The organism is Nonomuraea sp. NPDC004702 (assembly GCF_053601695.1).
This window is the reverse complement of the sequence record NZ_JBSGCE010000076.1, coordinates 1-23,487: the sequence shown is the minus strand read 5'-3', so window position 1 is coordinate 23,487 and position 23,487 is coordinate 1. Positions and strand designations below refer to the sequence as shown.

19 protein-coding genes and 2 pseudogenes are annotated in these 23,487 nt (G+C 69.5%); 8 read left to right on the top strand and 13 right to left on the bottom strand.

The features are described from left to right. Positions 1–10: 10 nt before the first annotated feature. Entirely contained in the window at positions 11–2,872 is a 2,862-nt protein-coding gene (locus ACWEJ6_RS46850) for a helix-turn-helix transcriptional regulator (protein ID WP_452431816.1), read from the bottom strand. A 640-nt stretch (positions 2,873–3,512) separates the two neighbouring features. After that, positions 3,513–4,103, bottom strand: a complete 591-nt coding sequence (locus ACWEJ6_RS46845; protein WP_452431815.1) for a TetR/AcrR family transcriptional regulator — start codon at positions 4,101–4,103, stop codon at positions 3,513–3,515. A gap of 86 nt (positions 4,104–4,189) precedes the next feature. On the opposite strand from ACWEJ6_RS46845, the gene ACWEJ6_RS46840 reads away from it, so the two are divergent. Continuing rightward, the gene (locus tag ACWEJ6_RS46840; protein ID WP_452431814.1) at positions 4,190–5,113 is read left to right on the top strand and encodes an NmrA/HSCARG family protein; all 924 of its coding nucleotides are present in this window, start codon (positions 4,190–4,192) and stop codon (positions 5,111–5,113) included. Between the two features lie 233 nt (positions 5,114–5,346). Here ACWEJ6_RS46840 and ACWEJ6_RS46835 read toward each other — a convergent pair whose 3' ends face one another. Next, complete coding sequence (locus ACWEJ6_RS46835) at positions 5,347–5,640, bottom strand: hypothetical protein (protein WP_452431813.1); 294 nt, start codon at positions 5,638–5,640, stop codon at positions 5,347–5,349. 127 nt (positions 5,641–5,767) lie between these two features. On the opposite strand from ACWEJ6_RS46835, the gene ACWEJ6_RS46830 reads away from it, so the two are divergent. After that, positions 5,768–6,718 (top strand): hypothetical protein, encoded by a 951-nt coding sequence (locus ACWEJ6_RS46830; RefSeq protein WP_452431812.1) that lies wholly within the window; start codon positions 5,768–5,770, stop codon positions 6,716–6,718. Positions 6,719–6,772: 54 nt separating this feature from the next. On the opposite strand, the pseudogene ACWEJ6_RS46825 reads toward ACWEJ6_RS46830, so the two are convergent. Further along, positions 6,773–7,716: pseudogene (locus ACWEJ6_RS46825) on the bottom strand (IS5 family transposase). A 94-nt stretch (positions 7,717–7,810) separates the two neighbouring features. Here ACWEJ6_RS46825 and ACWEJ6_RS46820 point away from each other — a divergent pair. Together ACWEJ6_RS46820 and ACWEJ6_RS46815 are read left to right on the top strand one after the other, a co-directional pair. Next, positions 7,811–8,392, top strand: coding sequence for a hypothetical protein (locus ACWEJ6_RS46820; RefSeq protein WP_452431811.1), 582 nt, complete (start codon positions 7,811–7,813; stop codon positions 8,390–8,392). Between the two features lie 111 nt (positions 8,393–8,503). After that, the gene (locus ACWEJ6_RS46815; RefSeq protein ID WP_452431810.1) at positions 8,504–8,665 is read left to right on the top strand and encodes a LuxR C-terminal-related transcriptional regulator; all 162 of its coding nucleotides are present in this window, start codon (positions 8,504–8,506) and stop codon (positions 8,663–8,665) included. A gap of 1 nt (position 8,666) precedes the next feature. Here ACWEJ6_RS46815 and ACWEJ6_RS46810 read toward each other — a convergent pair whose 3' ends face one another. After that, positions 8,667–10,613: a histidine kinase gene (locus tag ACWEJ6_RS46810; RefSeq protein WP_452431809.1), complete on the bottom strand. Its 1,947-nt coding sequence runs from the start codon at positions 10,611–10,613 to the stop codon at positions 8,667–8,669. A gap of 265 nt (positions 10,614–10,878) precedes the next feature. Between ACWEJ6_RS46810 and ACWEJ6_RS46805 the strand changes: the two genes are divergently transcribed. Continuing rightward, positions 10,879–11,061, top strand: a complete 183-nt coding sequence (locus ACWEJ6_RS46805) for a hypothetical protein (RefSeq protein ID WP_452431808.1) — start codon at positions 10,879–10,881, stop codon at positions 11,059–11,061. Between the two features lie 134 nt (positions 11,062–11,195). On the opposite strand, the gene ACWEJ6_RS46800 is transcribed toward ACWEJ6_RS46805, so the two are convergent. Continuing rightward, on the bottom strand, positions 11,196–12,557 hold the full coding sequence (locus tag ACWEJ6_RS46800) for a cytochrome P450 (RefSeq protein WP_452431807.1): 1,362 nt from the start codon (positions 12,555–12,557) through the stop codon (positions 11,196–11,198). Positions 12,558–13,455: 898 nt separating this feature from the next. Between ACWEJ6_RS46800 and ACWEJ6_RS46795 the strand changes: the two genes are divergently transcribed. Next, positions 13,456–14,424, top strand: coding sequence for a WD40 repeat domain-containing protein (locus ACWEJ6_RS46795; protein WP_452431828.1), 969 nt, complete (start codon positions 13,456–13,458; stop codon positions 14,422–14,424). 294 nt (positions 14,425–14,718) lie between these two features. Here the strand turns inward: ACWEJ6_RS46795 and ACWEJ6_RS46790 are convergent, their stop codons facing one another. Further along, positions 14,719–15,942 carry an esterase-like activity of phytase family protein gene (locus ACWEJ6_RS46790; protein WP_452431806.1) on the bottom strand — a complete coding sequence of 408 codons (1,224 nt, stop codon included), beginning with the start codon at positions 15,940–15,942 and terminating at the stop codon, positions 14,719–14,721. Positions 15,943–16,332: 390 nt separating this feature from the next. Between ACWEJ6_RS46790 and ACWEJ6_RS46785 the strand changes: the two genes are divergently transcribed. Beyond that, entirely contained in the window at positions 16,333–17,181 is an 849-nt protein-coding gene (locus tag ACWEJ6_RS46785; RefSeq protein WP_452431805.1) for a hypothetical protein, read from the top strand. A 178-nt stretch (positions 17,182–17,359) separates the two neighbouring features. On the opposite strand, the gene ACWEJ6_RS46780 is transcribed toward ACWEJ6_RS46785, so the two are convergent. After that, a complete protein-coding gene (locus tag ACWEJ6_RS46780; protein WP_452431804.1) occupies positions 17,360–17,704 on the bottom strand; it encodes a TetR/AcrR family transcriptional regulator C-terminal domain-containing protein in 345 nt (114 codons plus the stop codon). 108 nt (positions 17,705–17,812) lie between these two features. Here ACWEJ6_RS46780 and ACWEJ6_RS46775 point away from each other — a divergent pair, with 108 nt between their 5' ends. Continuing rightward, positions 17,813–19,021, top strand: a complete 1,209-nt coding sequence (locus tag ACWEJ6_RS46775) for an MFS transporter (protein WP_452431803.1) — start codon at positions 17,813–17,815, stop codon at positions 19,019–19,021. Between the two features lie 269 nt (positions 19,022–19,290). On the opposite strand, the gene ACWEJ6_RS46770 is transcribed toward ACWEJ6_RS46775, so the two are convergent. The 5 genes and pseudogenes from ACWEJ6_RS46770 to ACWEJ6_RS46750 all read right to left on the bottom strand — a co-directional run. Further along, positions 19,291–21,009: an amidase gene (locus tag ACWEJ6_RS46770; protein WP_452431802.1), complete on the bottom strand. Its 1,719-nt coding sequence runs from the start codon at positions 21,007–21,009 to the stop codon at positions 19,291–19,293. A 218-nt stretch (positions 21,010–21,227) separates the two neighbouring features. Beyond that, positions 21,228–21,395 (bottom strand): hypothetical protein, encoded by a 168-nt coding sequence (locus ACWEJ6_RS46765; protein ID WP_452431801.1) that lies wholly within the window; start codon positions 21,393–21,395, stop codon positions 21,228–21,230. A gap of 191 nt (positions 21,396–21,586) precedes the next feature. Next, positions 21,587–22,225 (bottom strand): response regulator transcription factor, encoded by a 639-nt coding sequence (locus tag ACWEJ6_RS46760; protein ID WP_452431800.1) that lies wholly within the window; start codon positions 22,223–22,225, stop codon positions 21,587–21,589. Beyond that, positions 22,213–22,455, bottom strand: coding sequence for a sensor histidine kinase (locus tag ACWEJ6_RS46755; protein WP_452431827.1), 243 nt, complete (start codon positions 22,453–22,455; stop codon positions 22,213–22,215). The genes ACWEJ6_RS46760 and ACWEJ6_RS46755 overlap by 13 nt, the downstream gene beginning before the upstream one ends. A gap of 157 nt (positions 22,456–22,612) precedes the next feature. Further along, positions 22,613–23,446 (bottom strand): annotated as a pseudogene (locus ACWEJ6_RS46750) (sensor domain-containing protein); the annotation flags it as partial. Positions 23,447–23,487 lie beyond the last annotated feature (41 nt).

Sequence of the window (23,487 nt, the reverse complement as noted above, 5' to 3'; positions counted from 1 at the left end):
GAATCCCCATTTATGCCCCGCCGTCCAGCCTTCGGGCGAGCGCGGCCCGCGAACGCAGCCCGAGCTTGCGCAGCGCCGCGCTGAGATGCTTGTCGACCGTCTTCGTCGACAGGAAGAGCTCCGTGGCGATCTCTCTGTTCGTCAGCCCGGTCGCCGCCAGCGTCGCGACCTCCCGCTCCCGGGGTGACAGGTCGCCGCCGTAGCCGCTCGGCCCGCCCCGGTGCCGGGCCGGCGAGGGGACGCCGCGCCGCCTGGCCAGGTGGGAGGCACGGTCGAGGTCCCAGCGGGCACCGAGCGCGGCGTACCCGGCCAGGGCCGCGTTCAGCAGCTCGGCGGCGCGCTCGTCGGCGAGCGCGAACAGGCCGGCGGCGGCCAGCTCGCGCGCCTGGGCGGCCTCGTACGGGCAGCCGAGCCGGTCGTAGTCGTCAACCGCGGCCAGGAACTCGGCGGATGCGGTGGCCGGGTCCGACGCGCCGGCGGCCAGCAGGCCGCGGGCGTGGGCGAGCGACGGTGGCGCGAGCGGCGCGTCCAGCGTGGCGAGCTCATGGCCGAGCCGGTCGGTCAGCGCCTCCGCCTCGTCCTGGCGCCCGGCTGTGACCAGCGCGTCGACCAGCGGCGGCAGCACCCGCACGGCCACCGGCCAGAGCCGTTTGGTGTCCCACACCGCGATGGCCGCCGCGAGCCCGGCGGGCGGTTCGCCGCCCTGCCTGAGCAGCGCGCCCATCGCGATCGGCAGCACGTCGATCGCGCCCATCCGCGTCGCCCGCTCCACCACGTCAAGCAGCCCGAGCCTGGCCTCTTCCACCTCGCCGGAGGCGAGCGTCAGGCAGGCCCTGAGAATGTCCAGGACGGCGAGTTGGCGCGGGTGCCCGGCCAGCCGTTCGGACAGGAATTCGACCTCCTCCCGCAGGCCCGCCCACGCACCGCGCGCGTAGGCGAGGGCTGCGTACGACGCCCGGCATTCGAACTCCATCCACCGGGTCACGTCGCAGCCCGGAGCCCCGAGCAGCGCGGCCGAGAGCATCCGGTCGGCGACCTCGTACCGCCCGGCGTAGCACGCGTCCTCGCCGAGTGAGCAGAACGCCCCCACCTCCCTGCGGTTGACCGGCCTGCCGCCCGTCTGCGCCAGCAGCCGGTCCGACAGCTCTGCCCAGCGGGGATCGCCCACCGCCGTGAGCACCATGGCGACCTTGCCCAGCACGAACGCGCGCAGGGGCGCGTCATCGATCGCGGGCAACTGCTCCAGCGCCCGTTCCAGCCAGCCGACGTGCTCGGCCAGCGGCACGTCCGGAGTCGTCGGCAGGCCGAGCCCCACCATCGCCTGTGCCAGCAGGTCGGGGCGCCCGTCCAGCGACTCCACCGCGTCGGTGAAGGCGCGCCACTGCAGCGGGGGCTCCGCCGCCGTCCGGTCCAGGCCCAGCGCGTACAGGAAGCGCAGCTCCCCGCGCAGCGGCTGTGGCGGGTCGTGCGCGAGCGCCGCTGACAGCGCGTCGAGCTCGGCGACGACCTTCAGCGTCCTGGTGCTCGCCCAGCCGAGCTTGACCGCGAGTTCCGCCCGCCGTACCGGGTCGAGCGGGGCCTCACGCAGCACCGCCTTCAGCAGGTGCGCCGCCTCGTCGTCGTCACCGAGCGCGGTCGCCTGGTCGGCGGCCTGCTCGGCCGCCGACACCCAGGCGTCCAGTTGCCCGGAGTGGCGCAGGTGGTGCGCGAGCTGCCCGAGCGGCACCGGGCTGAGCCGCGCCACCGCCGCACCCGCCCGCGCGTGCAGGTCGCGCCGCCGCGACAGCGGCACGCTGCCGTACACGGCCTGTACGGCCAGCAGATGCCTGAACCCGACCAGCCCTGACCGCTCGATCAGCAGGCCGCGTTCGAGGGCCTCGTCCAGTCCGGTCTCCGCCTCGCCCGCCGGGATCCGGCAGGTGGCCAGCAGCGTGCCGATCGGGACGTGCGCCTCCAGCACCGCGCTCGCCTCGACCACTGCGCGGGCGGCGGGAGACAGGCGGCTGACCCGTTCGAGCACCGAGTCGCGCACCCCGGCGGGGACGTCGAGCTCGTCGATCGTCTTGCGCGCCCAGCCGCCGTCGCGCCGTACGAGGGTGCCGCGGGCGCGCAGCAGCGCCAGCAGCTCCTGGATCGCGAACGGCAGGCCCGACGTGCGGTCCCGCAGGTAGAGCGCGAAGTCCTCGGACACGCGCGGGGCGCCGAGGATCGAGGCGGCCAGCTCCTGCGTCTCCGCCGTGCTGAACGGGACCAGCGCCACCCGGGTCCTGGCCACGGCCGTGGGCAGCCGGGAGGTCAGCGCCCGCACGCCGACTCCCACTTCCTCGCCGCGGTAGGTGAGGACCACGCTCAGGCCCGGCGGGGGATCCGACAGCAGGTAGCCGAGGAACTCGACGGTCTGCTCGTCGGCCCAGTGCATGTCCTCCAGCACCAGGACCACCGCGCCGAGGGTGGTCAGCAGCTCGGCCAGCCCGCGGAACACGCGGTGCCGCTCGCCGACCCGGTCGTCCAGCGGCTCAGGGACGAGCGGGAGGACGTGCGCGAGCTCGGGCAGCAGCGGCCGCAACGCCCCCGCCACCGGTGACAGGGAGACGGCCGCCAGCAGTTCGCCGGTGCCGCGCAGCGCTTCGAGCACCGGGCCGAGTGGGAACGGCTCGCGGATGTGCCCGCAGCCGCCGGTCAGCACCAGCGTCCCGGCCAGCTCGGTGGCCAGCTCCCTGACGAGCCGGGTCTTGCCGATCCCCGCCTCGCCCTCGACGACCGCGACTGCCGGGGGGCTGCCGAGCGTGGCCAACAGCGCGGACAGCTCTGTCGCCCGGGCGACCAGTTTCGGCGAGACGATCTGTGCGCTGCTGGCGCTTCGGGGGGTCACGTCACCGGCCTCGTTCGAGATCAGAACGAGGTTCAGCCTACTAGCTAGTAGTTCAGCTCGATTTCATGATGGAGAGGCCACCGTCCCCAAGAGCGGCCGGCTCGGGCGCGGGTCTGGTGGTGGCGCCGACGTTGGGACAGGGCCGGCGCGTACGTGAGCGGCCGGGTGCCGGTGGCGGTGCCAGGCGTCGTAGCGCCGGACCTTGGTACCGCAAGCACAGAGCTCATGTGCAAGTGCGGCTGGAGTTGGAGACGCTGCTGGAGGAGATCGTCAAGCTGCGGCGGGCTAATGCGCGGGCGCCAAGGTGTGGGTGACTTCGGCGAGTCCCATTCACAGGCCTCCGGAGCTGGATCAATGTTCCAGCAACCCTCCATCACCTCATCCGGTAGTGCTTCGCGCAGAAACATGAAGTCGGGGCCGTCAGCGGTGCGATTGCACCAAGATCTACCCACTTGTGGGTGTTCTCCTTGTCGAGGTCCAGCAGGTTCACCGCCCGATGCCGCCGCGCCGCCCCGGGGCGGACACGCACCCGGGCGCGGGCCTGACAAGACCGGCCAGTGAACGACGGTCCCTGAAACACCAACCCCCTCATCACGGCGAGCGGGTGCCCAGGGCAGGCCCGCCGAGTCCAGGTACGCGATCACTCGCGATCAGTGGCCGAGGTCCGGAATCCATCCAGTCCGAAGGTCAGGAGCCGCTCTCCCTGGGGTGGGGAGCTCTGCTCGCCTGCCCATGCCGCCGCGTTGACCAGCGCATACAGGTCCGGGGCGGTGACATCCGGCCGTACTTCACCGGCCGCTCGCGCCCGGGCCAGCAACTCCTCTCCGGCAGCGAGCACCGCCTTGCATGCCGCGTGCAGTTCGGAGGTTTCATCCTCGACGGCCTGCATAAGCGTGGCGCCGAGCCCTCGGTAGATCGTCGTGTGCACCATTGCCGCCCGCGCCCAGGTGGCCAGGCCATCGAAGGGTGAGCGCTCGGTGAGCAGTTCAGCGCCGGTCGCAGCCAGGGCCTGCATCCGATCACCCATCAGCGCCTCCAGTAGAGCCCGGCGGGTGGGGAAGTGGCCGTAGAGCGTGCCGTTGGCCACCCCGGCCCGGCGCGCGATCGCCTCCAGGGAGAAGTCCGCGCCGTGCTCGGCGAACGCGGCCGCCGCCTCGGTCAGCAGCCGTTCGTAGTTGCGCTGTGCGTCGGCCCGCATGCGACGACGGGGTGGCGGTGTGTCGGCGTTCATGAGCAGAACCCTCGCTTGAAAAGTTGAGACTATCTCGATATTTTCTCGGGACAGTCTCAACTTTACCGTTTCCGGAGGACCCTCACATGACCACACCCGTGGAGCATTCGCTCACCACCACCACCACCACCGCGAGCAGGGCCGGCAAGCCTGTCCTGGTCACCGGCGCCACCGGCCGGCAGGGCGGAGCCACCGCCGCACGCCTGCTGGCCGACGGCTGGCCGGTCCGCGTTCTGGTCCGGGATCCCGTCGCCACGGCCGCCCGCGGACTGGCCGCAGCGGGCGCCGAGCTGCTGATGGGTGACCTGGACGATCCCAGCAGTCTCAAGTCGGCCATGACCGACGCCTACGGCGTCTTCGCCGTCACCCCCGACGACCCGGACAGCGAACGCGAGATCCGGCGCGGCCGTCACCTGGCCGAGGCTGCGGCTGCGGCCGGTGTCGCGCACCTGGTCTTTGCCTCCGTCGGCGGTGCCGAGCGAGGCACCGGCATCTCCTACTGGGAGAGCAAGTGGGCCATCGAGCAGCACATCGCCGCCCTCGGACTGCCGGCCACCATCCTGCGACCGGTGCGCTTCATGGAGAACCACGCCATCCCCGGGCTTGAGCTGGGCGGCATCTCCACCGACGGAGTCCTGCGCCACCTGTTCGCTCCCGATGTGCCCGTGCAACTCGTCGCCGTGAGCGACATCGGCGCCTTTGCCGCCCTCGCCTTCGCCGACCCCACCGCCTATCTCGGCCAGGCCCTGGAGCTGGCAGGCGACGAACTGACCCCCGAGGCCACCGTGCGCCTGATCAGCCGGCAACTCGGGCGCCAGATCACCTACCAGCAGGTCGCCGGCGAGGAGCTGAACCTGAGCAAGGACGCCACTCGGGCCTTCACCGCCCAGCGCGGACTATGGCGCGCCGACATCCCCGCCCTACGCCACCGCCACCCGGACCTGCTGGACTTCCCAAGCTGGCTGGACCAAGGCGGCGCCGAAGCCATCGCCAAACTCCTCAAAGGCTGACTCGTCCGACTCGCCAGCAACCGGTGCGGCCGCTCGTCCGCGCCTCGAACGATCGCGACATGACCACAGTTCGTGAAGCGGTTGCGATTGGTGGCCCAGGGGTGGAGGAGCAAGTGACTGGTCAGCCTACGTCCTGACATCCGGCCGTCCCCTCCGATCCAGTCGCCAACCTTTGCAACGGGCGGCCCTCGCGTGCATTAGCCGGCAACATCGTCGACTCCGCGTTACCACGATCAAGAGACCTCGCCGTACGAGTGGTCGGAGCGGAGGGCCAGCACACCGACGATTCCGTCGCGGGACAGCAGGCCGGGGACATCCCCGCGGGCGAGCCGTCCGATCTTGGTCCCGCGGCGGAGGGCGAGGACGGGGGAGTGGTGCCGGAGCCGCTGCCCGGCCGGGTGGAGGAGACGGTCGCTGCCGAGCGCGCCGGGCGTACCCGCGCCGTCGGTCGGCGGGCCTGCCGGTACTGCGGCGGCGCCCTGCCATCGGGCAAGCGTGCCGATGCGCTGGACTGCAGTCCCGACCACCGCACTCGCTGTCACTGCGAGCGCGTCCCGGCCGAGACCGCTGCCGCCCGCGACAGGGGAGAGGTGCGTCTGGAGCAGGCTCAGGCCGTCCTCGGGCCGCTGGCCGACCAGATCGCCGCCGTGGCGGGTGGGCTGCGCGCCGACCTGGAGCAAGCCGCACCGACACACTCGCGCAGGCCCGCGCCGCCCGCGCCGACGCCGTGCAGGCTGCCGCGAGAAGAACGCGGCCGGCACCCGTGCCGAGCTGGCCGACCGCCGCGCCCAGGCCGCCCGGGAGAATCAGGAGGCGGCCGAACGAGAGCAGCGCCGCATCCGGCGGGAGGCCGACAACAAGGTCGACGCGGCCAAGGACGATGCCCGCGACGGCATCGGTCGGGTGGGCGCGGCCCGCGCTCTGCTGTTCGGCGAGCTGTTCGACAACGTGGCGAACTGTGTGGCGTGTCAGGCCGACCGTGTTCTCGCCCGTGCTGCTTGGGTCACCGGCCTACGGCATGTCGACGATCGCCGGCCGAAGTGGACGCCAGGCGCACCGGCGCTGGTGTCTCAGCGCAGGTCGGAGAGAATGGCTGTCGTGCTTTCTCCCCGTGCGTCCGTGCTTCGCCGAATGAAGACTCTGGCAGTTCTGGAGTCCGTCAACATTCCGCTGATCGCCGGGGTGCTGATCGGCATACTGGGCATGCCCTTGACCGTAGCCAACTCGGCAGGGCTTGTGCTGGTCCTGCTCGTCTTGGCCGAGGGCGGCGTGTACTGGTGGTTGAAGAGCACCCAGCTCTCTTCGCGGGCTCCCGTTCCGGCAGGGATGGCGATGTATCGCATAATCTCTCGGATCAACGTCGGCCTGCTGGTGGCGGGGGCCGTCGTGGTGGTTGCCGGCCTGGTCAGGGGCGCGTCCGGCACGCAGGTCTGGCCGGGGGCGGCGCTGTGGGTGTTCGCGCTGTTGGAGCACGTGAACTACTTCCATCTGCAGCTCATGCATGACACCCGCGCCGATCTGGGTCGCTTGATGAGGACTGGCCGCCTGCGCCGCTCACATTTGGCTCTCGATATGGCTCGCGTTTCCGGGGGCCACGGGTTGTAAGCCTTCGAGGGTGCAAGTCATCCCAGCCCCCGCTGCTAGGGACTGTTTCTTAGATCAAGTTCGGAGCCAGATGACCAAGGTGGCCAGGGTGACGGTGCCGAGGAAGCTGTAGGCGCGCTTGTCGTAGCGTGTGGCCACGGCCCGAAAGTTCTTCAGCCGGTTTATGGCCCGTTCGACGACGTTGCGTGCCTTGTAGCGGTCGGCGTCGAAGCTGGCGGGTCGTCCCCCGGCAGAGCCGCGCCTGCGGCGGTTGGCACGCCGGTCGCGCGGTTCGGGGATGGTGTGGCGGATCTTGCGGCGGCGCAGGTAGAGGCGGTTGGCGCGGGAGGAGTACGCCTTGTCCGCGGCCACGCTGTCAGGTCGGGTGCGTGGGCGTCCCGGGCCCGGCCGAGGAACCCGTACGGCCCGCAATACCCGCTCCAACTGTGGGCTGTCGCCGTACTGGCCCGGTGTCAGGACCAGTGACAGCGCCCGGCATCTGCCGTCCGCCGACAGGTGGATCTTGGTGGTGAAGCCGCCGCGGGAACGGCCTAGGCATTCCCCAGTCTGACCACCTCCGCCAGCCGGGTGGCCAGTGCGGCCAGCACCGGATCGCCCCGGTTTGTCCCGGCAGGCTCCCCCTTTTGCCTGCCGGGCGGCGCGGGGACGGGCGGCGGGGTGAGGGGAGCGCCGGCGGCGTGCTGGTGCGCCCGAACGGTGGTGGAGTCCACGGAGATGTCCCAGTCCACCTTGCCCTGGGCGTCTTGCTCGGACTGGATCGTGGTCAGCAATCGCTGCCAGGTGCCATCGGCCGACCAGCGTCGGTGCCGCTTGTAGACGGTGATCCACGGGCCGAATCGTTCGGGCAGGTCCCGCCAGGGCAGCCCGGTGCGAGCCCGGTACAACACGCCGTTGATCGTCCTTCGGTGGTCGTTCCACCGGCCGCCCTGCCTGCCGCCTTCGGGCAGCAGCGGCTCCAGTCGCTCCCACTCCGCGTTGGTTAAGTCACCTCGACCCATAGACCTATCGTGACGGTCCAGCCACGATCAGCAAGCAGATCTAAGGGGCAGCGCCTAATGCTCGCCGCTCCCAGTGGATCTCTATGCTCGTGGCATGGACACGGCGGAGACCGTACCCGACACCTGGCGGCCTGGGCGGGCGGTGGCGATCGTACCTGCGGTTGTCGTGGCCCTGGCGACCGTATGGGCGACGAGCGTTCCAGGTTGGGACCTGATGTGGCTGGCGTTGATCGCCAATGTCTGGGTCTTCATCGGTCTCATATGGCTGCTCACGTTGGGCCGCATGCTGTTCCGGCGTGGACCTTTGGCGCGGTTGCGTCGCGAATGGCCGGTGTGGTCGCTGCCGCCCCTGATCGGCCTGCTGGTTTGCGGCCTGCTATACGTGGGTGCGCCCCTGGAGGCGCGCTTCGCCCTGTCACGCCCCGCCCTCGACGGCCGCGCCCGGGCCATCTCGCACGGCGCGCCCCTGCCCGCAGACGGCGAATGGATAGGGCTGTTCCCGGTCGGGCGGGCCGAGAGGATCTCTGGCGGAGTGCGTTTCGCCATCGACGGCACCGGGTTCTTTGGTGCCACCGGATTCGCCTGGAGCCCTGAGGCCGAGCCGCCTGAGCCCGATGGCGAGGGTCTCTACGAACACTGGCATGGCCCCTGGTATCTCTGGAGTGAGTCCGAGTAGGGAGCCTCTCATCCGAGTAGCGATCGCGCTGATCATCTGGCTCCGCACCTGATCCCAGAACCACTCCCTAACAACCCTCGTGGTCAATACCGCTGGTCCGTCATCCTGCGCTTGGTTACCACCGGCGCCGAGACCACCCAGATCGCTGCCGAAGTGTTCCTCGGCGCCGAAACCGTTCGCAACCACCTGGCCGCGATCGTCGCCAACCTCAACGCGCTCAACCGCGCCGATGTTGCTCGCCTTGCCATCGAGGGTGGATCCAGCTGGGCGTGATTCAGGCCGGGACCCAGGAGCGCGTCGGCACCGTCGCGGCCAGTTCGAACCACTCGCCGTCCCGGGACAGGTCCAGCCGCCCGTCCAGCTCGGCCAGGCGCGTGGTCAGGTTGCCCATCCCGGCCGAGCCGCGACGGATCGGCTTTGCCTGCGCGCCGTCGTTCCGTACGGCCAGGCGCACTTCGCCGTCGCGTTCGTTCGTGCTGATCGCGCAGTGGCGGGCGGAGCTGTGCCGCAGCACGTTGGTGACCGCCTCGCGCAGCACGGCGCCGAGCGTGGTCTCCACCGCGGTGCCGAGCGTGCCGTGACCGAGTTCCAGCGTGACCTCGATGCCCGCGGCCGCCAGCACCGAACGGACTGAGTCGGCCTCGCCCGCCAGCGACAGGCTCCCCCGCTCGCCGGAGACGGTGCGCAGGTCGCTCATGGCCTGCTCGGTCATGGCCAGCACGTCGTCCAGCTCGGCGCGGGCGCGTTCGGGTTCCAGCCGCCTGGCCAGCTCGCTCTTGAGCAGGATCGCCGCCAGCGTGTGTCCGAGCAGGTCGTGCAGGTCACGCGCGGCCCGCAGCCGCTCTTCCACCACCACCGACCTGGCCAGCCCGTCTCTGGCCGCGCTCAGCTCCCGGTCGAGCCGTGCCAGCGTGAACAGGCCGTAGATGACCAGTCCCGTCACGAGGGTGCTGACCGTGTAGTTCACCACCAGCGGGTACGGCAGGCCGATCGCCAGCCCGGCGACGCCCACCACCGCCATGACGGCGGCCACCAGCGGCACCGCCGCCCTGAGCCGGAGGGCCAGCAGCAGCGGCCCGGTCAGGAACCCCGTCGTCACCAGCCAGGCCTGCTCGAACACCGGGATCGGGGCGAGCGTCAGCACGCCCATGACGATCAGTGCGATCGGATGCCGGCCCTCGATCGAGCGCAGGTGGATGACAATGATGACGGCCAGCAGCGGAAGGGGCCACCACGAACCGGCCAGCAGCAACGCCTTGGCCGAGAACCCGACCAGCACCGCCGCGAGCACCGCCGTCGACAGCTTGCTGGACAGAGCGGGCGGGGCAGGCAGCGTGGTGCCGGGCAGCGCCACCTCCACCAGGACCTGAGCGTTGTCGTCGACGCCGGTGGTGAGCGTGCCACCGGCCGCCGCGACCTGGGCGGGGAGATCGGCCAGGAATTCGTCCGTGGCACTGGGGGCGCCGTCATGGGCGATGCTCAGCCGTACGGTGTTGTCTTCTGTGGCTGACTCGATCACGCAGCGGGAGGCGGCGCGGCGCCGGACGATCTCGGTCACGGCCTCGCGCAGGACAGTGGCCAGTAGTGCGCCGGCCGGGCCGAGCGGTTCCGCGTGCCGTATCCGCACCTCGGTGGCGATTCCCGCGGCGATCAGCATGCCCTTGGCGGTGGTGAGTTCAGGGGCCAGCGACATCGCGCGGTAGCCGACGGCGGCGGCTCTGGCCTCGCTCAGCGAGTGCCGGGCCGATTCCACGTCAGGCGTGCCCTTCCGGGCGCTGGCCGCGATCGTGTCGAGCGCGGCGCCCAGGCTCTGGTTGAGTTCCGCCGCGATGCGGAGCTGTTCCTCGGCCGCCGCGGTCATCGCCAGCGACAGGCGAGCGGCGGTCACTTCCTGGATCCGGTCCAGCATCGTGGCCAGGCCGTAGACGATCAGGGCGATCAGGACCATGCTGATCACCGGGTCTGCCGGTCCCAGCAGCAGCGCGCTGCCCGTCACCACGAGGGCGAGCGGCCAGGACGTGGTCAGCAGCAGTGAACCGGCGACGAAGCCGAGGATGCCGACCGAAGTGTCGAAGGCGAACACGGAACCGTAGGCGGCGGCGGCCTGCAGCGCGATCAACCACCAGGACCGGCGCCGGGTGAAGAGCACCTGTAAGCCGAGGACTGCCAGGGCCAGGGGTGAGCCGGCTATCGCGTAGACGCCTGCTAAGCCGGCCAGCACCAGAAGGACAGTCCATTTTGCCCATGTTTGCACCCACGTAGCCTAAGAGCGCCGCAGGACCGCCGTTGCTGCCGCCACTACGGCAAGGAGCCCACCGAGGGCGGGCAGGGGCGTCCCGTCTGGGGTGACGGCGCCTGTTCGCGCACTGCTCCTGCCAGATCAGCAGCCCGATTTCGACATCGCCGACGTCACTCAGCAGGGCTTGGGCCTGTTTCGAAGTATTGATCAACGGCGTGTCGTAGCCGGACATGCAGAGAGGTCTCCGGTGAAGGGTTCAACGACCAAGAAGAACCAGCACCCCGGAGACCTCGTGGACACCTTAGCGGTGTTCGACCAGCTGTACGCGGACTCGGCCACCGGCGGCCGGCTGATGGCCCTGGCCCGGCACCCGTTCGTGATCGGCAAGGCCTTCCGCGCCAAGACCTTGACCACTGGGAGACCGGCCTGATCCTGGCGCCCGAGTTCCGCGGGCGCCCTGGAGAAGGCCGGCTTCACCAGGGAAGGCGTGCTGCGCGGCTGCGGGTTCCGCGCGGGCCCGTGGCGCGACGGCGTCCACCGCCCCGCACTCGCCCTGTCCCCGGGTCAGTGCAGGCTCCGGTCGGCCAGCCGCAAGGTGAGGCCATGTGGTTCCAGGTGCATCCGCGGCCTCGGGCGTACGGGGGCGGGGCAGGGCTGCAGGCGCCAGGATCGGGTGATGTGGGCCAGGGACAACGTCAGGTCCATGAAGGCCAGTTCGTAGCCGATGCACTTGGATTCCCCCGCTCCGAAGGGCAGCCAGCCCTTGGTCCGGTGCGGGTCGCGTCCGTCCCATCTGTGCGGGTCGAAATTGTCCGGGGACGGGAACAGGTCGGGCCGGTGATGCAGCACGTACGGACTCAGCAGCACCTGCGCGCCGGCCGGGATGCGGCGAGAGCCGATGGCGGTGTCGGCGACGGCCACCCGCGTGAAGATCCAACTGGCGACTCGCCTTCGCAGGACCTCGGCGACGACGCCTCGGGTGAGGGGAAGCTGGTCCATCACCTCGGCGGCTGAGCGCCCCTGGTCGAGCAGGGTGATGGCGTGCGCCTCGCCGGCCACTTCGGCGTCCAGGGCGGGGTCCTGGGAGAGTTGGTGCAGGGCCCACGCCTGGCTGAGGGCTGTTGTGGTGATGCCGCCGAGAAGTACGGTCATGGCCGTGTCACGTACTTCCCGGTCGCTGAGCCGGTCGTCCTCCAGGTGGGTGGTGAACATGGACATCAGGTCGCCGTGGTCGATGCCGTCGCGGCGGTAGGCGATGACCTCCTCTTGGAGGAAGCGCAGCAGCCGTGCTTCGCTCCTGCGGTAGCGGCGGTTCCGAGCCGTGGGCAGGCGGTTCAGGCCGGGGGCGATCATCCGCAGAATGGTCTGGTGATCGATGAAGTCGGTGACGGCCTGCCGCAGTCCGGCGATCTCGGGGCCGAATTCGCGGCGGCGGAACATGGTCGCCAGGGTGGTACGGGTGGCCAGCGACCGCAGCTCGGGCAGCACGTCCAGGGTCTGTCCGGGTCGCCAGGTGGAGGTGAAGGCGTCGAGCTGGGCTTGGATGGTACGGGCGTAGCCGGTCATCCGGCTGGTGGCGAAGGCGGGCTGGGCCAGGCGGCGCAGTCGTTTGTGCTGGGCCAGGGGACAGGTGGCCATGCCGTCGCCGATGATGGAGCGCATGTTCTCGTAGAAGGTGCCGCCCTTGTCGAAGGCGTGGTCGGGGTTCCTGAGCACGTGCTGGGCGGCCTCGGGCGAGCACACCACGTACGTCGGTGTCCGGCCGAACCGCAGCTCCACCACGTCGCCGAGGTGGGGCAGCGCCGCCAGCAGCCCCAGCGGGTCGGCGAGCAGGGCTTTCATGTGTCCGACCAGTGGCCTGCCGCCCGGCGCCCGGGGTGGCTTGTCGAAGTGCTCCGGCAGTTTATTGCCCTCGGCGAGTGTCATGGGTGCCCCATCCATTGCCCGGTTCGCGGCCTACGGGTACGCCCGCCGTCTGAGCGCCGGCGGGCGGGGGTTTCTTATGGCACGAGTACGAACGCCAGGCTGCCGACGTGGTCCGCCGAGTCCGGCAGAGCCTGACGGCTGCCGCTGGCGGTGGCGTTGCTACCGAGAAGGCATGCTTTGCGGCGCATCACCACTCCTTGAGATCCAACTGCCACCAAAAGTAACGGCACGCGAATGGGCGGGGAAGTGCCACCCGTACGGCGGCCTGATGGCGCAGTGGTCACGTTCCCGTATCCCCGTTGTCGGTGAGCACTCGTCGGACGGTGATGCCGCAGCCGGTGAAGTAGGCGTGGGCGCGGTGCCAGAACGCGGCGGCGCTTTCCTTGTCCCGTCGGCGGCGTTCGCCGGCGCGCTCAGCACCGCGCCTGCAGCCGGTCCAAGCCCTGCAGAGTGCGCGCTCACCCAGGGCGGTGGCAAACTGACCAGAGCGTCGGACAGGCCAGCGGCGGCTCCTCTGCTCGGCACCATCCATGGCTGGACGCACCAGACCGGTTCGGTGTGACGCTTCGCGCCGCAGTGGCGAGGCAGCCCCGAGGGACAGCTGACGGTTCAACGATCGGCAATGCGGGGACACGGATGGGGCTCAGGCGCAGACAAACACCGAGAGGGTCTGCACGTCGGCCACTTCGCGTCGTTCGGTGAGGCGGTCGATCACGAAGGTGTACACGTCGTCGGTGTCCTGCACGGAGACGTGGATCCGATCCGAGGGACATGGAGACGCTCGGCGTCAGCGTTGCCCGCGACCAACTCGGCCCGTCCTCAACCCCTGTTGCTGCCCAGTGAGCCAGGACCGACTCAGCTCGCGAAGCCATCCAAGGCAGCAGGAACGGCTTTGGCCATGGTGCTGCTGTCGGTATGCCCTGAGTCATCCACCACGACGAGCCGGGCATCGGGCCAGGCATGGGCCAATAGCCAGGCGTTCTCCAGCGTCGCCGGAGGACGAACCGAGCGCGCGCTCGTCTGGAACGTGGCCGACCCCGCGGCGCCGGTCGTGGCGGCCTCGATCCTCCACGAGCCGGAGGGGCGCGTCACCACGGTGATCGACGCCTTGGCGTTGCGCCCCGACGGGACACTCCTCGCCACCGGCACTCGGACGTGGGGCATCGGCCTGTTCGACCTGTCCGACCCGTCCCGTCCGGCCCCGTTGCCGACGACGGCGCGAGCCCACAACGACTTCGTCTCCGGCCTCGCCTTCAGCCCGGACGTCACAGTGCTGGCCAGCGCGAGCATGGACATCCACGTACACCTGTGGCACGTCGCGGACGGCCGCGCTCTTGAGCCGCTGGCCACCCTGGACGCCCATGAGCAAGCCGTACGAGCCGTGGCGTTCCACCCCGGCGGGAAGATCCTCGCCACCGGCGGTCGCGACGGCCTCGTGCTGCTGTGGGACATCCAGGACGTCGCCCGCCCTCGGCTCGTCCACCGGCTCACGGCGGAGGTCGACTGGATCCTCGCGCTGGCGTTCGATCCGTCCGGTGACGTTCTGGCCGTCGGCGGCCGTCAGGCGGTGAGCCTGTGGAGCACCGAGACCTCCACGATCTTGTCCCGGATCCCGATCAACGCTGCCAACACCGTCGCGTTCGACTCCTCCGGCGGCCTCCTGGCGACGGGCTCGCTGGCGGGCGGCGCGAACATCTGGGTCGTCACCGACCCCGCCGACCCTTCCGGCCCCGTGCGCATTCCCGGCTCCAGCCCCGTGACAAGCGCCGCCTTCCACCCCACACGAAGCCATCTCGCCCTCGGCACCTTCGAGGGCACCTCTCACATCCTGAAGCTGGACGCCCTCCTGAATCCGATCGCCGAGTAGGAAGAACCGCTCCAGCCCCTGGCCTCGCAACAGGCCGGCGCAGCGCCTCCTAAGCGCCAATCCAGAAGTTCTGCACGTAACCGGATCTGGGATCGCCGGTGCAGACAAGCGGTTGACAGGGACCTCACCAGGGGTTGGATCGAGGTAGCCATTGGGGCCTTCTGCATGCCGCGAGCGGTCCCACGGATCGTCAGCCGTCCAGGCAGGCGACACTGGCCTGTTCGATGCTTCTGAGGCTGGTCGTCGCCTGGGCATGGCGGCTCCAGGGACAGACCCTTCCGGCGCCTTTCGGTACTACCGCTTCGCGAATCCGATCACGATCATTTCGGTGGCGTCCGTCTTGCCCAGGACGCGGCCGGCGCTGTCCGGGAAGTTGTTGTCCTGCATGACGGCGATCCTGTTGCCCGGCAGAGGGAGCAGTGCCTCCACGGACTGCAGGGGGAACTTGAAGGGGTCGCCGAGACCGTAGCCCCCGGCGGGGTCGTCCGAGCCGATGTGGGCAGGGTTGCGCAGGTTCAGCAGGTCGGCGACCTCGGTCTTGACGAGGTAGCCGTCGGCGTCGGTCTTGCGCCGGTCGATCAGGTAGATGCGCTTGAAGGTGGCCTTGGGCCCCTCGTCGTCCTCACGCTCGATCAGGATGGCCCGGTTGGCGTCGAGGGACTGCATGTCGGCGATGCGGTAGTCTTCGCCGTCCGTCCGGTACTGCCAGGAACGATCGGTGTATTGGTTCTTCTGGGTGTCGAACTCGTAGATGTAGCGCCGGAACGGGTTGGCGTCGTTGGTCAGCCGGCCTTCCACCGCGGGGTACAGGAAGCGTCCGTCGGGGGAGGAGGCGAGGGCCTCGAAGCCGCGGCTGCCCTGCACTGTCGCGGGCTCGCCGTTCGCCAACGTCGGGTTGTTCGGGGATGTGAGCGAGAGGTGGGCGATCGGGGCCTGCAGCAGCTTGCCGGTGCTGTCGAAGTGCAGGAGGAACGGCCCGAACTCGTCGCCGACCCACATCGACCCGTCGGGGGTCCGGGTAACCGACTCCGGGTCGAAGTCGCCGCCGGTGAGCAGGCGGTCCGTGGTGTTCTCGTTGACGATCTTGAATGGGATCTTGTGGTCCGGGTCGGCGAGTGAGAGGAACCGGCCCACGTCGATGGTCCCGGCTCCGCCGCGGGCCGTCTCCCACTGTGGCGTGAAGTGGTAGAGCCGCAACAGGAAGTCCACCGAGTTGCCCTTGGTCCCGAAACCGTTGTCGGGCATGGCCCAGAACGAGCCCTTACCGTCGGGAAGCATGGACGAGATGCCGAGCACCAACTGGCTGGGGTAGGGAGGCGTCATGCCGTTGTTGGGGTCGCTGAAGGAGCCGGTAGGCGGGCCGGGGGCGGGCGTGTAGGCGGGCAGCGTGGCGCGGGCGAGCAGGGTCGCGCGAGCGGGGTCATCTGCGGGCGGGGCCGCCTGGCCGGCCGCGAAGGCGGGGGTGCCGACCAGCATGAGCGCCGCGGTGGCCAAAAGAACGAGAGGGCGACGTCGCACAGTTTCTCCTGAGGAGCGGACTAATGATGGGCTATGGGCAAGTCGGATCAAATCGGTCGACCATTAACTGCGGTTACGGACTTGATGGCGACAGCCCGTAGCGATGGCGAAATGCCGATGACATCCGCTGGTCGCGCCGTCCGCCTCCGTCCCTGCGGGAGCCTGACCACCCACCCGTCCGGGACCGTCGCCGTCCACGCGGTCTCGTCGAGGAACGGGTCTTCGCGTGCTGTTAGCCCAGCTCCTGCGGAGCACGGCCGGGCCGCCGGGTACGGTGCTCAGGCCGAGCGCGACCGCCTCGTTATCCTGCGCGGCCGCCGACAGCTCCATCGTCGACCTCGCCGGGGCGGAGAGACTGTCTGAGCAACCTCGATCCACCCCCCTCGATTCATGGCCGAGCCGGAGATCGCGGCAGCGTACCGGCTCCGATTCACCGAGGTCGCCAACCGGGCGGAACGGTTGGAGACGGTCGAGAACGAGGTCATCGGTGGCCATTTCCGTGAGCAGTCGCGCGTGCGCGCACGGCGCGGCGAAGACTCCTTCCCGCCGGAGCAGCCGTTGGCGCTGGTAACTCTGGTGCCCGACATCCCTGGCCAGATGTCCGTAGACGCCGTGACCTACGCGGAGTTCCAGCATGCTCTCACCGAGCCGATTGTGATCGGCGGCCTTGGGCCCGGCCCCCTTACGGCGTCGGTGGCGCCACGTCGCCTGGTTGCCGCGCTTGGCGGCGCTTCCCGTTCCATGTATGCCGAGTTGCACACGGATGGGTCGGGCAGCTTTCTGTGGCCTCTTCCTGCCGACCCTCCGACGACCGCTGTCGCCTGTGAGACGATCATAGAAGTGCTGTTGTCGGCCTTGCCGTTTCTCGCCCATCACGCTCGCGACCGCACTGGCGCCGGCGGTTCGGCTCATGTGCGACTGCGACTCACCGCGTCCCGCGTCGCCCTGGCCAAGTTCACGCCCCTGAAGGTCAGCCTGGCGTGCGGCGGAACCGATCTCAGTGATGTTGCCGTTGATCAGGCCGTCGGCGAAGTGGGCGCTGTCCTCGATCACTTGGCTGACGGAGGCGCTGACCTCGTGTCGGCGGCCGATCTGCTTGCCAGCGACCTCGTTCATGCCTTTGGGCTGGTGGACTTTCCCCTGCTCAGCCGTGACGGCAGCCTGGCGCAGGGCAAATGGACGATGTCCTTCCCGCACCTCTATCAGTGGGCCGTCAATTCGGGAATCGACGTGCGCTGAGCCATCGATTGACGTGATCTCCGTCGTGGTCGGCTCACGGTTCCTCATCGAAAGCCGCCACCGCCCGCATCACCGCTGAGCACGACTCCGCCTCTCGCTGGCGCGCCCGCTGAACGTGAGCTGCCGCAGAAGACCCACCTGTCTCCGATCGGCAGATCAGCCTTTCCTGCCTCCTGTTCTACTGCCGTCTCCATGCAAGGTGAGCCGGCCGGCTCACTCGCCCGGCTCGCTCGTCTGAGAGGGCGAGCGTGCGGGCCGCGTGGCCGGCCCACGCCGTCAGGAACGCCTCCCGGTCCAGGTCGCCCGGCGTGTGGCCGATGAGAATGCGCAGCAGCGGGAGGTAGGTCAGCGACGAGATGAGCACGGCGGCCGTGGCCTCGGGGTCGGCCGCCTCGGCCACGCCCGCCGCCCGCTGGGCCTCGATCCAGAGCGTGCACTCGCGGTAGAGGGTGGCCAGCACGCCCTGCCACATCGGCTCGAAGATCTCCGGGAACGCGGTGAACTCGCGCAGCATGATGCGCACCAGGTCCCGGTCGCCTTCGATCCGCCGGCCAGGCCGCAGGCGCGCCGGCTGCCAGGCTCGCCACGCGCGTGGATCTTAGAGCAGATCGTCGCGGCATAATGAGGCAAAGTGACTTCCCCCCAAACAGGTGTCCAAGGACATACGGACTTCCGGCGGCTCTGGACAGGTCTGGCCATCAGCCAGCTCGGATCGGCCGTCGGCATGGTGGCGCTGCCCGTTATTGCCGTCACCGTTGTCGGGGCCTCGACGTTCCAGGTCGCGCTGCTGTCGGCGCTGACCGCGATCACCACCGCGCTGCTGGCGTTCCCCCTTGGCGGCCACGTCGAGTTCAGGCGCAAACGCCCGATCATGATCACGGCTGACGTCATCAGGTTCACCTGCCTGGCGAGTGTTCCGATCGCGGCGCTCCTGGGCCTGTTGACCTTCGCGCAGCTGGGTGTGATCGCCGTGGTCAACGCCGCGTGCCAGATCGCGTTCGCCGCCGCCGCGCAGGCTCACCTCAAGGCGCTGGTCTCAGCGCAACAACTGATCGAATCCAACAGCCGCCTGGAGTCGACGCGCTGGCTCGGCATCTCGGCCGGTCCGTCGCTGGGCGGCGCTCTCATCGGCTTTCTCACCGCAGTTGGCTCCCTAGTCATCGACGCCCTGTCTTTCCTGGTCAGCGCGTTAGCGGTCAGGACCCTGCGCACTCCGGAGCCAGCCCCGCCCGTCCGCGACGAGCACTCGTCGAGGCGTGCGGAGCTGTTTGCCGGATGGCGATTCGCCTGGGAGCATCCGACACTCCGGCCGATCCTGATCAGCTGGGTCACCTTCGCCGGCGCCAGCTCGATGGCGGCCTCGGTGAGCGCCGTGTTCTACCTGCGCGACCTGCACTTCGACGCCTGGCAGTACGGGCTGCTGATGGGAGTGCCATCGCTGGGCGGGTTCTTCGGCGCCAGACTCGCACCGAAACTCGTGGCCCGGCTGGGAGCCGTCCGCGCGCTGTGGTGGACCAGCCTGCTGCGCGGCCCCTGGTACTTCCTCATCCCAGCGGCCTTCCCCGGCACGCTCGGACTGCTGATGTGCGGCTTTGGGTTCGGCATGGTTCTGCTGTTCGCCGGCGCGGCGAACTCCACCACGGCCGGTTATCGGCAGTTGCAGACCCCGGACCATCTCATGGCTCGCGTGGCCACAGTGTGGTCGTTCGCCACGACGGTCACCCAGCCCCTGTTCATCCTTCTCGGCGGCCTCATGGCGACCTGGACCGACACGCGCACGTCGCTCTTCATCGCTGCGGGCGTGATGTGCGCCGCCGCCATATTGCTGCCCCGCAGGTGAACTCGGGAAAACGTCTCAGCCGGGGCAAGGGACCACTCGCTGGGTAGTACAGCTGCCCACGCCAGCGAACTCATCAACGCAGGCGTCTCCATCGAGGTCCGCCGCCACCTCGGCCACGCCTCCACCGAAACTACCCAGCTGTACGCGCTGCTCGACGACAAGGCCGCCGACGCCGAGATTCGCGCCGTACGCCGACGCCGGGACCAGGCAACGAGCCGGGAAGCGTCGCAACCAAGAACAGCTTCAGCTCTCTGCACTCAAGATCCTTCTCAGCGCCAACGGCTGTCCGCCGGTTCCTCAACTCCGGACCGGCCGGGCAGGGTGGAGAGGTAGGCGGGCGCCTTGCGGGCCGGGGTGGCTCTCTCGAAGGCGTACGCGTAGCTGAGCAGATTCGCATCGCTGTAGCGCGTTCCGAGGAAAGAGACGCCCAGCGGCAGCGTGTCCTGTGCGTAGCCGGCGGGCACAGTGATGTGGGGGTAGCCGGCCACTGCGGAGTTGCGGGTAGAACTTTCGAAGGGGGTGGGGTCGAGCGCTTCAACGGTAGGAGCGGGGATGCCGGTGGGGGTGACGATGGCATCGAGCCGGTGGTCGGCGAGAACGCCGTCGATGGCCTGACGGGCCTGACGAGTCGCGGCGCTGCGGTGCTGACGGTAGGCCGGTGCGTTGACATCTCCGTCGGTCTTGTCGGCCATCTCGAAGAGTTCCTGGCCGAACTTCGGCATCTCGACGGCGGAGTTCCGCTTGTTGAACGCGATGAGTTCGGTGAGGTTCTTGGGGTGGGGGCCCGGGGTGGCGGCCAGGTAGGCGTTGAGGTCGTGCTTGAACTCGGTCAGCACGGCGGGAAGCATGTCCTTCTGCATCATGTCTTTGGAGTCGGCCACGTCCGCGCCCTCGACGACGGTTGCGCCGAGCGCTCGGAGCCGCTGGACAGCCATGTCGAAGGCGCTGTCCACGTCCGGGTCGATGCCAATGTGTCCCTTGCGCCACACGCCGATGCGCTTGCCGCGCAGGGCGTGGGGGTCGAGCACCTCGCGGTAGTCGGAGGGGAGGGCAGTGTCGGCGTCTGAGGTGGCCGTGTCGGCGGTGTCCGATCCATGGATGGCCCAGAGCGCCAGGGCGGCGTCCGTCGTGTTGCGGGCGATCGGGCCGGCGGTGTCGTGGCGGCTGGTGATAGGGATCATGCCGCTGCGGCTGACCATGCCGAGGGTGGGCTTGATGCCGACGGTGGAGGAGACGCTCGCGGGGCACACGATGGAGCCGTCGGTCTCGGAGCCGATGGTCACAGCGGCCAGGGCGGCTGCGGCGGCGACTGCGGAGCCGCTGGACGATCCGCAGGGGCTCCGGTCGAGTACGTAGGGGTTACGGGTCTGGCCGCCAGTGGCACTCCATCCGGCCGTCTGCTCGGGGGACCTGAAGTTGGCCCATTCCGACATGTTGGCCTTGCCCAGGATCACCGCACCCGCGTCGCGCAGTTTCTTTACCAGGAAGGCGTCCTGTGCCGGCTTGGAGTGCAACAGGGCCGTGGAGCCGGCGGTGGTGGGCTGGCGGTCTGCGGTGTCGATGTTGTCCTTGATGAGAACCGGGATGCCTTCCAGTGGCCTCCGCTCTTCACCGGTGCGGCGCAGCTCGTCGCTTTTGCGTGCAAGGTCCAGTGCATCTGGGTTCACGGTGACGACGGCATTGAGGCGGGGGTTGAGGCGATGGATCCGGTCCAGATATGCCTGGGTCAGTTCTTTGGACGTCAGCCGCTTGCCCTTCATGTCCTCCTGAAGTTCCAGGATCGTGGCGCGGTCCAGCCGCTCGTCCAGTCGTCCGTCGCGCTTCCCGTCGTTCTTTGGAGCGTACGGGGCTGCTCCGACAGTCGAGGTGGTGGAAGCGGCCGGCCGCGGTCCGTCGTCCGGTGTGCAGGCCGCCAGGGGAGCGAGCAGGAAAGCTGCCGATACCGCGATCACCGTGTGTCGTCGGGTGGTTCGAGTGAGCGAGCGCATCAGTTGCTTCTCCGTAGAGGGGAGGGAAGGAAGGCCCTGTGTCCGTACAAAAGAGCCTATGAACAGCGCATTTTCGGAACGACAGGGATGACTCCCCTTTCGGGAGGGGTGCGGACTACACCTCCTGAGGGGGTGTCCGTCTTCCGCCTCACGCGTGAGGAGGGGGTGTCCGGCTCGCTGCCGGACACCCCCTCCTCAGGTGCTCTCGCCGCTACGGGTCACTTCTTGCTGCTGGTCAGCCACAGTCCCAGCGCCGATCCGACGAGGACGACGCCGGTGCCGACCCCGGCCAGGACCCTCGTGGTGCCGGTGTAGTGGGCGAAGGTGCTGACGTAGACCGCCGCCACCGTGGAGACGAAGAGCAGCAGCCAGAGCACGGGCTTCATCAGGGGTTCCTCCTGTTGTGCGCCCCCGGCGCCCCGATGGGAGGCAGGGGTGGGATCTCTTACGCCGTTCACCTTCTCCCCGCGCCCCCGGTCGGCACATCGGACCGTCCCCCCGAACCTGAGGTGTAGCCCGCTACACCCATGCGGTGACGGACACGTCGCCGTGCGGGACAGCCGCACGGCGACGCGGGTCAGGCGTTCAGGTAGGCAAGCACCGCGAGGACCCGGCGGTGACCGCTGTCGCTCGGCGGCAGGTTCAGCTTGGCGAGGATGCTGCCGATGTGCTTGCTGACGGAACGTTCGGTGATGAACAGGGTCGTGGCGATCGTGGGATTGTCCAGGCCCTGCGCCATCAACCCGAGGACCTCCCGTTCCCGGGGGGACAGCGCGTCGAGTGGGTCCCCCCGGCGGCTCATCAGCTGGGAGACGACGTCGGGGTCCAGCGCCGTTCCGCCCGCAGCGACGCGCTCCAACGCGTCCTGGAATTCCTCGATATGTCCCACACGATCCTTGAGCAGGTAGCCGATCCCCGATGCGCCCTGCCCGAGCAGTTCGGCGGCGTAGCTCTCCTCGACGTACTGGGAGAGCACCAGGAGTGGCAGGCCGGGAACGAGTTTCCGGGCCTCGATGGCGGCACGCAGCCCCTCGTCACGGAATCCGGGCGGCAGCCGGACGTCCAGGACGGCGACGTCCGGCCGGTGTTCCAGCAGGGCGGGAACGATCTCAGGCCCGCTTCGCACGACGGCCACGACCTCGTGCCCGACGTCCTCCAGGAGCAGAATCAGGCCCTCGCGGAGAAGGACGTTGTCCTCCGCGATCACGATCCGCACGGCAGCACCACCTCAATCATCGTTCCGGAGCCGACAGGGCTGTCGATCCTCGTCGTCCCGTCCAGGGCGGCGACCCGTCGGCGCACCCCGTCAAGTCCGCTGCCCGAGGCGGAGCCGGGTGCGGCCCCGCCGCACCCGTCGTCCCGCACGACGACGCGCAGCGTGGGGCCGTCGTACCGGAGCGACACCTGAGCACGGCTCGCGTCGCTGTGCCGGGCGACGTTGGTCAGCGCCTCGGCGACGACGAAGTAGGCGGCCGCCTCGACGGCGGCGGGGGGGGCGACGGTCGGTCTCGGGCAGGTCCAGGGTGGTGGGGATCGGCCGGCCTGCGGCCAGGGAGCGGATGGCTCCGTTCAGTCCCCGGTCGGAGAGGATCGGCGGGTGGATGCCGCGGATGACGGTGCGCAGTTGGACAAGTGCTTCGTCCACGGTGGTCCTGGCATCGAGCACCATTCTCCTGGAGCTCTGGGGGTCCTTGTCGAACCGACGGTCGGCCAGGGCCAAGCGCATGGCCACCGCCACGAGTTGCGCCTGGGTGCCGTCGTGGAGGTCGCGTTCGATCCGTCGGAGTTCCGCCTCGTGGGCCTGGAGGGCTCCCGCGCGCGAGGCGGTCAGTTCCTCGATCCGCCGGCTGGCGCCGGTCCACGTGCCGAGCATGATCTCCGCGACCCGGGTCTCCAGCTTCACCGCGGCGGGGGCCAGCCAGAAGAAGAGGGCGCTCAGGAGCCAGGCACACACCGCGGACAGGACGATCGCCTGCATCCAGGTGGTGAGGGGGGCCGCAAGGAGGGTGAGGGTTCCGCCTGGAACGGTCCACCACCACAGCGGGATGGAGATCGTCAACAGCAGACTGAGCAGCACGCCCAGGACGAGGACGGGAAGGACGAGCCCCAGGATGCCGTGAACCAGCATCCAGGCCACGTCCTTGCGGGTACCCGGGAACCGCAGCAGTCGGAGCGTCCGCTGGCGGGCATTGCCTTCGGGCGTCGGGTAGGGACGGCGCACCGGGCGGCCGAGCATGCGTTCGGCGCGTCGGCGTTCGGCATCGGCCAAGGCGCGCAGCGGCCGCACCCCCCACGGCAGGATCGGCGCGAAGACCAACGTGAAGCAGACGAGCGGCAGCAGACAGTAACCGGCCAGCGAAGGCAGAGCGGTAGCGAGTCCACCCAGCAGATATCGCGTGGATCGCAGGCTGTGGAGTGCTCTTGCCTTCAGGTCCATGGAGCAGACGGTACTTCACGGGTGTCCCCTTGTCATAAGTG